Origin of the sequence: Pseudomonas sp. SWI36 (assembly GCF_002948105.1) — a bacterium.
In the GTDB taxonomy this organism is placed as follows: Bacteria; Pseudomonadota; Gammaproteobacteria; order Pseudomonadales; family Pseudomonadaceae; genus Aquipseudomonas; species Aquipseudomonas alloputida.
The window spans coordinates 610883-622992 of the sequence record NZ_CP026675.1; the positions used below are offsets into that span (position 1 = coordinate 610883).

Annotated in this window: 9 protein-coding genes; 5 read left to right on the forward strand and 4 right to left on the reverse strand. The window is 62.5% G+C overall.

What is annotated here, in order from left to right; translation table 11 throughout:
* Window position 1: 1 nt before the first annotated feature.
* Window positions 2-661: a GntR family transcriptional regulator gene (locus C4Q27_RS02900; protein WP_064493455.1), complete on the reverse strand. Its 660-nt coding sequence runs from the start codon at window positions 659-661 to the stop codon at window positions 2-4.
* Between the two features lie 268 nt (window positions 662-929).
* On the opposite strand from C4Q27_RS02900, the gene xdhA reads away from it, so the two are divergent.
* The 4 genes from xdhA (at window position 930) to guaD (ending at window position 7056) form a co-directional block, all read left to right on the forward strand.
* The gene (gene xdhA / locus C4Q27_RS02905) at window positions 930-2384 is read left to right on the forward strand and encodes a xanthine dehydrogenase small subunit (RefSeq protein ID WP_104886429.1); all 1455 of its coding nucleotides are present in this window, start codon (window positions 930-932) and stop codon (window positions 2382-2384) included.
* The gene (xdhB, locus tag C4Q27_RS02910; RefSeq protein WP_064493457.1) at window positions 2377-4776 is read left to right on the forward strand and encodes a xanthine dehydrogenase molybdopterin binding subunit; all 2400 of its coding nucleotides are present in this window, start codon (window positions 2377-2379) and stop codon (window positions 4774-4776) included. Before xdhA ends, xdhB begins: the two co-directional genes overlap by 8 nt.
* A gap of 119 nt (window positions 4777-4895) precedes the next feature.
* Complete coding sequence (gene xdhC / locus C4Q27_RS02915) at window positions 4896-5741, forward strand: xanthine dehydrogenase accessory protein XdhC (protein ID WP_064493458.1); 846 nt, start codon at window positions 4896-4898, stop codon at window positions 5739-5741.
* A 10-nt stretch (window positions 5742-5751) separates the two neighbouring features.
* Window positions 5752-7056 carry a guanine deaminase gene (gene guaD / locus C4Q27_RS02920; RefSeq protein ID WP_010955026.1) on the forward strand — a complete coding sequence of 435 codons (1305 nt, stop codon included), beginning with the start codon at window positions 5752-5754 and terminating at the stop codon, window positions 7054-7056.
* Here guaD and aqpZ read toward each other — a convergent pair.
* Window positions 7053-7751: an aquaporin Z gene (gene aqpZ, locus C4Q27_RS02925; RefSeq protein ID WP_014860254.1), complete on the reverse strand. Its 699-nt coding sequence runs from the start codon at window positions 7749-7751 to the stop codon at window positions 7053-7055. The two genes, guaD and aqpZ, sit on opposite strands and share 4 nt — an antisense overlap.
* 151 nt (window positions 7752-7902) lie before the next feature.
* Window positions 7903-8658 (reverse strand): GntR family transcriptional regulator, encoded by a 756-nt coding sequence (locus C4Q27_RS02930; RefSeq protein ID WP_014590204.1) that lies wholly within the window; start codon window positions 8656-8658, stop codon window positions 7903-7905.
* Window positions 8659-8938: 280 nt separating this feature from the next.
* Here C4Q27_RS02930 and C4Q27_RS02935 point away from each other — a divergent pair, with 280 nt between their 5' ends.
* Window positions 8939-10288, forward strand: a complete 1350-nt coding sequence (locus C4Q27_RS02935; protein WP_013973528.1) for an NCS2 family permease — start codon at window positions 8939-8941, stop codon at window positions 10286-10288.
* A 1110-nt stretch (window positions 10289-11398) separates the two neighbouring features.
* On the opposite strand, the gene uraH is transcribed toward C4Q27_RS02935, so the two are convergent.
* Window positions 11399-11752 (reverse strand): hydroxyisourate hydrolase, encoded by a 354-nt coding sequence (uraH, locus tag C4Q27_RS02955; protein ID WP_003254328.1) that lies wholly within the window; start codon window positions 11750-11752, stop codon window positions 11399-11401.
* Between the last annotated feature and the right edge of the window lie 358 nt (window positions 11753-12110).

Genomic DNA, 12110 nt, shown 5'->3' on the forward strand with positions numbered 1-12110 from the left:
GTCAGCCTCTGGCCAGTGCCGCCAGCACCAGTTCGCAGCTGCGCTGGCCATAGGCGGTGAGCACCTCGCGAATGCGCGGCAGGTCACGCGAGACCACGGCTTCGAGCAAGCGGGCGAACAGGTCGAGATAGTCGATCATGTTGGCCTGGCGCTGGTCCAGCGACAGGTAATAGGCACGGCTCATGGCCGGCTGCAGGTTTTCCACGGTTTCCTGCAGGAACGGGTTGTCGGCGAACGGATAGGCCGCACGCATGACCGCAAAACTGTCGGCGACGAAGGTCTTGATGTCGAGCTGGTCATGGGCACGCTGCAGCCGCTGCTGGATTTCCAGAAACGGGCGCAGGTCGGCTTCGGTGCGCCATTTTTGCGCAACCGCATTGCCCAGCAGGATGTAGAACTCGCCCATCAGCGAGCACAGGCTGCGAACGCTGCGCTCGTCCAGCACGGTCACATGGGCGCCCCGGCGCGGCAGGATCGCCACCAGATGGCGGCGCTCGAGGATCAGCAGTGCTTCGCGCACCGAGCCGCGGCTGACGTTGAGCGCCTGGGTAACTTTCTGCTCCTGGATACGTTCGCCTGGCGCCAGCTCGCCGCGGATGATGCGTTCGGCCAGGTAATCGGCAATCTGCTCGGAGAGGCTGTCCGGGGCCTTGAACGTCATGGTTTTCCTTCAAAATCATTGAACTGGGCACAAGGGGCGAATTGTAGCGTACTTGGGCGGTAATCGCGCAGAGGGGCCAGGTGGTTTATTTGACCTGTCAGACAGCCACGCGCTCGGCGCGATCTATGCTTGTAATAGAGGCAGTGTGTGCGGCTGGGCATGGACATGTGCATTTTCTTGACCCTTGAGTCAGAAAAATATTGACCTGCTAGACAGGTCTTGCTTAGAGTCCGCCCAACAACAATAAAACCATTGCGAGGCCTTCCCCGTGATCCAGTTTCTCGTCAACCAGGAGCTGCGTAGTGAGCACGCCCTGGACCCTAACATGACGGTGCTGCAGTACCTGCGCGAGCACCTGGGCAAAACCGGCACCAAGGAGGGCTGCGCCAGTGGAGACTGCGGCGCTTGCACCGTGGTGGTCGGCGAACTGATCCAGGACGACCTGGGTAACGACAGCCTGCGCTACCGCAGCCTCAATTCGTGCCTGACCTTTGTGTCGTCGCTGCACGGCAAGCAACTGATCAGCGTCGAGGGGCTCAAACAACAGGGCCAACTGCACAGCGTTCAACAAGCGATGGCAGACTGCCACGGATCGCAATGCGGCTTCTGCACGCCCGGCTTCGTCATGTCACTGTTTGCCCTGCAAAAGAACAGCAGCGGCCCCGACCTGCATCAGGCCCAGGAAGCCCTGGCTGGCAACCTGTGCCGCTGCACCGGTTACCGGCCGATCCTCGACGCCGCCGAGCAGAGCTGCCGCCAGCCCTGCCGCGACCAGTTCGATACCCAGCAGGCGCAAACCATCAGCCGCCTCAAGGCCATTGCCCCGACCCAGACCGGCGAGCTGAACAGCGGCGACAAGCGCTGCCTGGTGCCGCTGACCGTGGCGGATCTGGCCGACCTGTACAGCTCGCACCCCGAAGCGCGATTGCTGGCCGGTGGTACAGACCTGGCGCTGGAAGTCACCCAGTTCCACAAGACCTTGCCGGTGATGATCTACGTCGGCCATGTGGCAGAACTCAAGCGCATCGAGAAAACCGCCAGCCACCTGGAAATCGGCGCCGCCACCCCGCTCACCGACTGCTATGGCGCGCTTAACGAGGAGTATCCCGACTTCGGCGCCCTGCTGCACCGCTTCGCCTCGCTGCAGATCCGCAACCAGGGCACCCTCGGCGGCAACATCGGCAACGCCTCGCCAATCGGCGACTCGCCACCCCTGCTGATCGCCCTGGACGCGCAGGTGGTGCTGCGCCAGGGTGAACGCCAACGGGTGATGCCGCTGGAAGACTACTTCATCGACTACCGCATCACGGCTCGCCAGGACAGCGAGTTCATCGAGAAGATCATCGTACCGCGCGCCTCCAGTGACTGGGCGTTCCGCGCCTATAAAGTGTCCAAGCGCCTGGACGACGACATCTCCGCCGTGTGCGTAGCCTTCAACCTGAGCATCGAAGATGGTGTGGTCAGCGGTGTGCGTATCGCCTTCGGCGGCATGGCGGCGATTCCCAAGCGCGCCCGCGCCTGTGAGGCGGCGCTGCGCGGCAAGCCGTGGGACCAGGCTGCCATCGAGCGCGCCTGCCAGGCCCTGGCCGAGGACTTCACCCCGCTCAGCGACTTCCGCGCCAGCAAGGAATACCGCCTGCTGACCGCGCAGAACCTGCTGCGCAAGTATTTCATCGAACAGCAAACACCGTACATCGAAACCCGGGTGACCGCTTATGTCTAACCATCACGTAGCCAAGAGCCAGGCCGAGATGGCCGAACTGTTCAGCCAGGACCTGACCACCGGGGTCGGCCGCAGCGTCAAGCACGACAGCGCCGACAAGCATGTATCGGGGGAGGCGCTGTACATTGACGATCGCCTGGAATTCCCTAACCAGTTGCATGTATATGCGCGTACCGCCGACCGCGCCCATGCGCGCATCCTGCGCATCGACACCACGCCGTGCTATGCCTTCGAGGGTGTGCGTATCGCCATCACCCACGAAGACATCCCCGGCCTGAAGGACATCGGCCCGGTGGTGGCCGGCGACCCGCTGCTGGCCATCGACAAGGTCGAGTTCTTCGGCCAGCCGGTGCTCGCTGTCGCTGCCCGCGATCTTGAAACCGCACGCAAAGCGGCCATGGCCGCCATCGTCGAGTACGAAGACCTGGAACCGGTGCTGGATGTGGTCGAGGCGCTGCGCAAGAAGCACTTCGTGCTCGATAGCCACACCCATCAGCGCGGCGATTCGGCTGCCGCCCTGGCCAGCGCCCCGCATCGCATTCAGGGCACCCTGCACATCGGCGGCCAGGAGCACTTCTACCTGGAAACGCAGATTTCCTCGGTCATGCCTACCGAAGACGGCGGCATGATCGTCTACTGCTCCACCCAGAACCCCACCGAAGTGCAGAAACTGGTCGCCGAAGTACTCGACGTGCCGATGAACAAGGTGGTGCTGGACATGCGCCGCATGGGCGGCGGTTTTGGCGGCAAGGAAACCCAGGCCGCCAGTCCGGCATGCTTGTGCGCGGTAATCGCGCGCCTGACCGGCCAGCCAACCAAGATGCGCCTGCCGCGGGTCGAAGACATGACCATGACCGGCAAGCGCCACCCGTTCTACGTCGAGTATGACGTGGGCTTCGACGACAACGGCCGGCTGCACGGTATCAATTTCGACCTGGCTGGCAACTGTGGCTATTCGCCCGACCTGTCCGGTTCGATCGTCGACCGTGCCATGTTCCACTCCGACAACGCTTACTACCTGGGCGATGCCACCGTCCACGGCCACCGCTGCAAGACCAACACCGCCTCCAACACCGCCTACCGCGGCTTTGGCGGCCCACAGGGCATGGTCGCCATCGAGCAGGTGATGGACCATATCGCCCGTCATCTGGGCCGCGACCCGCTGGCCGTGCGCAAGGCCAACTATTACGGCAAGACCGAACGCAACGTCACCCACTACTACCAGACCGTCGAGCACAACATGCTCGAAGAGATGACCGCCGAGCTGGAGGCCAGCAGCGACTACGCCGAGCGACGCGAGTCGATCCGCCGCTTCAACGCCAACAGCCCGATCCTGAAGAAAGGCCTGGCACTGACACCGGTCAAGTTCGGCATTTCGTTCACCGCCACCTTCCTCAACCAGGCTGGTGCACTGATCCATATCTACACCGACGGCAGCATTCACCTGAACCACGGCGGCACCGAAATGGGCCAGGGCCTGAACACCAAGGTGGCCCAGGTGGTGGCGCAGATCTTCCAGGTGGATTTCAGCCGCATCCAGATCACCGCTACCAACACCGACAAGGTGCCTAACACCTCGCCTACGGCTGCTTCCAGCGGCGCCGACCTGAACGGCAAGGCGGCGCAGAACGCCGCCGAAATCCTCAAGAAACGCCTGACCGAGTTTGCCGCACGGCACTATCAAGTGACCGAGGAAGACGTCGAGTTCCGCAACGGCCATGTGCGGGTGCGCGACCAGATCGTCAGCTTCGAGCAACTGGTGCAGCAGGCCTACTTCGCCCAGGTGTCGCTGTCCAGCACCGGGTTCTACCGCACGCCGAAGATCTTCTACGACCGCAGCCAGGCCCGCGGCCGGCCGTTCTACTACTTCGCCTTTGGCGCTGCCTGCGTGGAAGTGATCGTCGATACGCTGACCGGCGAATACAAGATGTTGCGCGCCGACATCCTGCATGACGTGGGCGATTCGCTGAACCCTGCGATCGACATCGGCCAGGTGGAGGGCGGTTTCATCCAGGGCATGGGCTGGCTGACCACCGAAGAGCTGGTGTGGAACGCCAAAGGCAAGCTGATGACCAATGGCCCGGCCAGCTACAAGATCCCGGCCGTGGCCGACATGCCACTGGACCTGCGAGTGAAGCTGGTGGAGAACCGCAAGAACCCGGAAGACACCGTGTTCCACTCCAAGGCCGTGGGCGAGCCCCCGTTCATGCTCGGCATTGCTGCCTGGTGTGCAATCAAGGATGCCGTGGCCAGCCTGGCTGATTACCGCGTGCAGCCGCAGGTGGATGCGCCGGCAACGCCAGAGCGGGTGCTGTGGGGCTGCGAGCAGATGCGCAAGGCAGTGGCTGAAACACAGTCGCGCGAACGGGAACTGGAAACCATCACCCCCTGACAACGCAAGGCCCTTGTAGGAGCGGGTTTACCCGCGAATGCGATAGTGGCTTGACCGCCGCATTCGCGGGTAAACCCGCTCCTACAAGGGTCGGCAGCATGGCTTAGAGAGGTTGCATCATGCACCAATGGATCAACGCCCTCGCCGACCACCAGTCCCGTGGCGAAGCCTGCGTGCTGGTGACCATCATCGAAGAGCGCGGCTCTACCCCGCGCAACGCAGGCTCGAAGATGGTGGTCAGCGCCAGCGGCCTGTTCGACACCATCGGCGGCGGCCACCTGGAATACAAGGCGCTGCACATCGCCCGGCAAATGCTCGAAGAGCAGCGCACCACCCCGCACCTGGAGCGCTTCAGCCTCGGTGCCAGCCTGGGCCAGTGTTGCGGCGGCGCCACCGTGCTGCTGTTCGAGCCGATGGCAGCGGTACAGGCGCAGATCGCCGTGTTCGGCGCGGGCCATGTCGGCAGGGCTCTGGTACCCTTGCTCGCCGCGCTCCCCTGCCGGGTGCGCTGGATCGACTCGCGTGAACAGGAATTCCCCGAACTCATCCCCAATGGGGTGACCAAGGTCGTCAGTGAGGAACCGGTCGACGAAATCGCAGACCTGCCGCCCGGCAGCTACTGCATCGTCATGACCCACAACCACCAGCTCGACCTGGAACTGACCGCCGCCATTCTCAAGCGCAACGATTTCACCTGGTTCGGCCTGATCGGCTCGAAGACCAAACGGGTCAAGTTCGAGCACCGCCTGCGCGAACGAGGCTTCGACGAGGCCGTGATGGCACGCATGCGCTGCCCGATGGGCCTGGCCGAGGTCAAAGGCAAGCTGCCCATCGAGATCGCCGTGTCCATCGCCGGTGAAATCATTGCCACTTACAACGCCTGCTTCGGCCAGCACGACGCTGCCGCCAATGCCGGCCCCATCGCCCAGTTGCTGCCGCCCTCCCGGCGCAGCCAAGCCATTTGACGAGTGTGTTATGACCGTTACCCGCAAAGCCTACCGTGCCGCCATCCTGCACAGCATTGCCGACCCGGCCGAGGTGGGCCTGGAGGCTTCCCATGAATACTACGAAGACGGCCTGCTGGTGGTCGACGATGGCCGCATCAGCGCCGTGGGGCACGCCAGTGAACTGCTGCCGACGCTGGATGCCGGCATCCCGGTCGAGCACTACCAGGACGCGCTGATCACCCCGGGCTTCATCGATACCCACATCCACTTCCCGCAGACCGGCATGATCGGTTCCTACGGCGAGCAGCTGCTGGATTGGCTCAATACCTACACCTTCCCCTGCGAAAAACAGTTCGCCGACAAAGGCCACGCCGACCAGGTGGCGAAGATCTTCCTCAAGGAACTGCTGCGCAACGGCACCACCACTGCGCTGGTATTCGGCAGCGTGCACCCGGAGTCGGTGAATGCCCTGTTCGAAGAGGCTGAACGCCTGGACCTGCGCCTGATCGCCGGCAAGGTGATGATGGACCGCAACGCGCCGGACTACCTGACCGACACCGCCGAATCGGGCTATGCCGAAAGCAAGGCACTGATCGAGCGCTGGCATGGCAAGGGCCGCCTGCATTATGCCGTTACCCCGCGGTTCGCCCCAACCAGCACGCCGGAACAATTGACCCTGGCCGGCCAATTGCTCAAGGAGCACCCGGGCGTGTACATGCACACGCACCTGTCGGAAAACCTTAAGGAAATCGACTGGGTCAAGTCGCTGTTCCCCGAGCAGAAGGGTTATCTGGACGTCTACGATCACTTCGAGCTACTGGGCGAGCGCTCGGTGTTTGCCCACGGCGTGCACCTGTGCGACGAAGAGTGCCAGCGCCTGGCCGAAACCGGCTCGGCCGTGGCCTTCTGCCCCACCTCCAACCTGTTCCTCGGCAGCGGCCTGTTCAACCTGCCCCAGGCCGAGCGGTTTGGGGTCAACGTGGGCCTGGGTACCGACGTTGGCGCCGGCACCAGCTTCTCTCTGCTGAACACCCTGAACGAGGCATACAAGGTGATGCAGCTGCAAGGCGCGCGCCTGCATCCGTACAAATCGCTGTACCTGGCCACCCTCGGCGGCGCCCGCGCGCTACGCCTGGACGACCGTATCGGTAGCCTGCGCCCGGGCAACGATGCCGACTTCGTGGTGCTGGACTACAAGGCCACGCCACTGCTGGACTACCGCATCCAGCAGTCCAACAGCATCGAAGAAACCTTGTTCGTGCTCACCACCCTGGGCGATGACCGTACCGTACGTGAAACCTACGCCGCCGGGCGCTGCGTGCACCAGCGTTAAGGTTCTTTCGCCAGGCCCCGATACAGCGCGCCGCCGATAGCAGCACCGATCAGCGGCGCCACCCAGAACAGCCACAGCTGCTGCAGGGCCCAGCCACCGACGAACAAGGCCGGCCCCGTGCTTCGCGCGGGGTTGACCGAGGTATTGGTCACTGGGATCGAGATCAGGTGGATCAGGGTCAGGGCCAGGCCGATGGCGATGGGTGCAAAACCTGCCGGTGCGCGGGCGTCGGTCGCCCCCATGATGACCACCAGGAACATCGCCGTCATCACCACTTCACTGACAAAGCCTGCACCCAGCGTATAGCCACCGGGCGAATGGTCGGCGTAGCCGTTTGAAGCCAACCCCGAAGAAAGCTCGAACCCGGCCTTGCCGCTGGCGATGAGGTAGATCACCCCGGCCGCCAGGATGGCACCGATCACCTGGGCGATCACATAAGGCAGCAGCTCTTTTGCCGGGAAGCGCCCGCCCACCACCAGCCCGAACGACACGGCAGGGTTTAGATGGCAACCAGAAATATGGCCGATGGCGAAGGCCATGGTCAGTACGGTGAGGCCGAAGGCGAAGGCGACACCGAGCACACCGATGCCGAGAGGGGAACTGGCTGCGAGTACCGCACTGCCACAGCCACCAAGGACCAGCCAGAAGGTGCCGATCAGTTCGGCCCCCATGCGTTTACCCAGGGACATGCTCATGAATCCATTCCTCAAGAAGTTGAACGCAACGAATGCGCAAGCCCAACTGCTTGATGAAGGTTTGCTCACAAGAATTTAGCAGACCTTTGGGTTATGGCCAGTAGTGGCTGGAAGGGCTGCCTTGCAGCCCCTCGATCACGCAGGCAAACGATCAACCCTTGACGGAAACCTTGGGTTTTTTCAACAGATGCGAGAACACGGCATGCAAATCGTCCGAGGCGCTCTCCTCGTCCAGGTTCAGCTTGCTGTCGATGTGGTCCATGTGATGCATCATCAGGCTCACCGCCTGCTCGGCATCGCGTGCCTCGATGGCATCGATGAGCTGCATGTGTTCATCGTAAGAGCAGTGGGAGCGGTTGCCGCTTTCGTACTGGGCAATGATCAGCGAAGTCTGCGAGACCAGGCTGCGCTGGAAACTCACCAGCGGTGCATTGCCCGCCGCTTCGGCCAGCTTGAGGTGGAACTCACCGGAAAGGCGGATACCGGCACCCCGGTCACCGCGCGAGAAGCTGTCGCGCTCTTCGCGCACCATCTGCCGCAGCTCGTTGAGCTGCTCGGGGGTGGCATGCTGCACCGCCAGCTCGGTGATGGCGCGTTCGACCATGCGCCGCGAGAAGAACACCTGGCGCGCCTCTTCGACGGTCGGGCTGGCCACCACCGCGCCGCGGTTCGGCCGCAGCAGCACCACGCTTTCGTGGGCCAGGCGCGACAAGGCGCGGCGGATGATGGTGCGGCTGACGCCAAAGATCTCGCCCAGCGCTTCCTCGCTCAACTTGGTGCCCGGAGCCAGACGCTGCTCGAGGATCGCCTCGAAAATATGCGCGTAGACGATGTCGTCCTGGGTACCGCTGCGGCCGGCCTTGCCGACTCGTGCAGGTTTCTTCAGAGGTTGCAGCTGTTCGTTCATGGGCTCTCGAGGCACGAAGAGAAAGTATGGCGCCATTGTACACAGGCTGAGGCGATTCCGCAGGGGGCGTTTTACCTATATAGCCGTTGTACGACACATTGCGCATACAAAACATAAAACATTATTTGCTTTATTTGTACACAAAAGCATAATCCACCGAGCAACTTCTTGACCCATAAGTCAACAAACGGTCAGACGTCTGCCTTCCCGCGGAGCCGCCAAGTGCATCGCTCAGGAAACTGGCTCCATAACAACAAGAACGACTTGAGGAGTACTCGCTGTGGAAAGCCGCAAATCCGAAGCCCCTACGCTGGATCTTGCCCCACCGCTCGAAACGAGCTGGCTGGAGCGGATTTTCAAACTCAAGCAACACGGCAGCACCGTCAGAACCGAAATGATCGCTGGGGTGACCACCTTCATCACCATGGCCTACATCATCTTCGTCAACCCCAACATCATGGCCGACGCCGGCATCGACCATGGTGCCGCTTTCGTCGCCACCTGCATCGCCGCCGCGCTGGGCTGCCTGCTGATGGGCCTGTACGCCAACTGGCCGGTGGGCCTGGCGCCAGGCATGGGGCTCAATGCCTTCTTTACCTACACCGTGGTCGGCACCATGGGCTACAACTGGGAAACGGCGCTGGGGGCGGTATTCGTCTCGGGCGTGTTGTTCATGTTCCTGACCTTGTCGAAAGTGCGCGAATGGCTGCTCAACAGCATTCCGGTCAGCCTGCGCCATGCCATGGGGGCCGGCGTCGGATTGTTTCTCGGGCTGATCGGCCTGAAGACTGCAGGCATCATCGTCGACAGCCCCGCCACCCTGATCAAGCTGGGCTCGCTGCATGAGCCGGGGCCGCTGCTGGCGGCCGTGTGCTTCCTGCTGATCGCCATCCTCAGCTACAAGCGGGTATTCGGCGCGATCCTGATCAGCATCATTGGCGTCACCCTGGCCGGCTGGGGCCTGGGCCTGGTCAAATTTGGCGGGGTGATGTCGATGCCGCCGAGCCTGGCGCCCACCTGGATGGCCATGGACGTGGCTGGCGTGTTCAACGTCAGCATGATCAGCGTGGTGCTGGCGTTCCTCTTCGTGCACATGTTCGACACTGCCGGCACCCTGATGGGCGTCGCGCAACGGGCCAACCTGGTGGCGCCGGACGGGCGGATCGAGAACCTGTCGAAGGCGTTGAAGGCTGACAGTGCCTCGAGTGTGTTCGGCGCGGTGGTCGGTGTACCGCCGGTGACCAGCTATGTGGAGAGTGCTGCGGGGGTTGCCGCAGGTGGCCGAACTGGCCTGACGGCTGTGGTGGTAGGCCTGCTGTTCATCGCCGCGATGTTCTTCGCGCCGCTGGCCGGGATGATTCCGGCCTATGCGACAGCAGGTGCACTGATCTATGTTGCAATGCTGATGATGGGCAGCATGGCGCATATCCATTGGGATGAGGCCACCGACAGCATTCCGGCGATCGTCACGGTGATCATGATGCCGCTGACGTTCTCGGTCGCCGATGGTATTGCCCTGGGCTTCATCAGCTATGTGGCATTGAAGGCGGGTACCGGCAAATACAAGGAAATCTCGGCCAGCCTGTGGGTGCTGTGCGCGATCTTCATTGCCAAGTTCGTGTTCCTCTGACCGAGGGCGCTTCTACCCCGGGGGTGGACAGTTGGATACAGCCAGTCGTAGGAGCGGGTTCACCCGCGAAGAGGCCGGCCCTGCTGGCCAATCTCCACCCGCCGTTCACCGTTGCTGCCGCCACCGTATTCGCGGGTAAACCCGCTCCTACAACGGTGGTGGACAGTTGGACACAGCCCGCCGTAGGAGCGGGTTCACCCGCGAAGAGGCCGGCCCTGCTGGCCAATCTCTATCCGCCGTTTACCGTTTCTGCCGCTACAGTATTCGCGGGTAAACCCGCTCCTACAACGGTGGTGGACAGTTGGATACAGCCCGCTGTAGGAGCGGGTTCACCCGCGAAGAGGCCGGCCCTGCTGGCCAATCCCCACCCGCCGTTCACCGTTGCTGCCGCCACCGTATTCGCGGGTAAACCCGCTCCTACAACGGTGGTGGACAGTTGGATACAGCCCGCCGTAGGAGCGGGTTTACCCGCGAAGAGGCCGGCCCTGCTGGCCAATCTCCACCCGCCGTTCACCGTTGCTGCCGCCACCGTATTCGCGGGTAAACCCGCTCCTACAACGGTGGTGGACAGTTGGATACAGCCCGCCGTAGGAGCGGGTTCACCCGCGAAGAGGCCGGCCCTGCTGGCCAATCCCCACCCGCCGTTCACCGTTGCTGCCGCCACCGTATTCGCGGGTAAACCCGCTCCTACAACGGTGGTGGACAGTTGGATACAGCCCGCTGTAGGAGCGGGTTCACCCGCGAAGAGGCCGGCCCTGCTGGCCAATCCCCACCCGCCGTTCACCGTTGCTGCCGCCACCGTATTCGCGGGTAAACCCGCTCCTACAACGGTGTGAACAGTTGGATACAGCCCGCCGTAGGAGCGGGTTCACCCGCGAAGAGGCCGGCCCTGCTGGCCAATCCCCACCCGCCGTTCACCGTTGCTGCCGCCACCGTATTCGCGGGTAAACCCGCTCCTACCACGGTGGTGGACAGTTGGACACAGCCCGCCGTAGGAGCGGGTTCACCCGCGAAGAGGCCGGCACAGGCCACACAAAAACAGCAGACGAAAAAAAGCCCGCCAGTGTGAGAGCGGGCCAAAGGACCTACGAAGATTCTTCTAGCGACCAACTAGCTTCCACGATAGGTCGAATAGCTGTACGGCGAAATCAGCAGCGGCACGTGGTAGTGCTCCTGTGACTCGTCGATGCCAAAGCGCAGCACGACAACATCCAGAAACGCCTGGGCCGGCAATTGCACGCCACGGGCGCGGTAGTAATCCCCAGCGCTGAACTGCAACTGGTAAACGCCAGTGCGGTAATCGTCCCCCTGCAGCAGCGGCGCGTCGACGCGGCCATCGCTGTTGGTCAGGGCGGTGTTCACCAGCTCCAGTTGCTGGCCTTCGACGCGGTACAGCTCGACCTTGATCGAGCTACCCGGGCAGCCATGCGCGGCATCCAGTACGTGTGTGGTCAAACGTCCCATTGCGTGTCGCCTCTTGTTCAATCTGTGGGCAAAAAATACTCAGCCATCGCACCAGCTTAGCGCCTGCGGCAGGCGGTAATGACGTTATTAAGACATTCCATCCAAGGATTGTACACAATTTTTTGATCCCCTCTGTCACACCCTCCATTTGCAGCCCATAAACGACCCATCGGTCGCAAATACACGCACCATAACGATGCCAACCTCATTAGCTGACCAAACAGGCAGGTTTCTTGCACTGTATTTCCAGGTCGCTGCGAGGCGACAAAAGGGAAGAAATGCGGAAAAACAGGCTTACAAAAGATTTCAGAAGTTGTATACAATCAGCCCATCCGGTGGTGCGACATACCGACGCGGC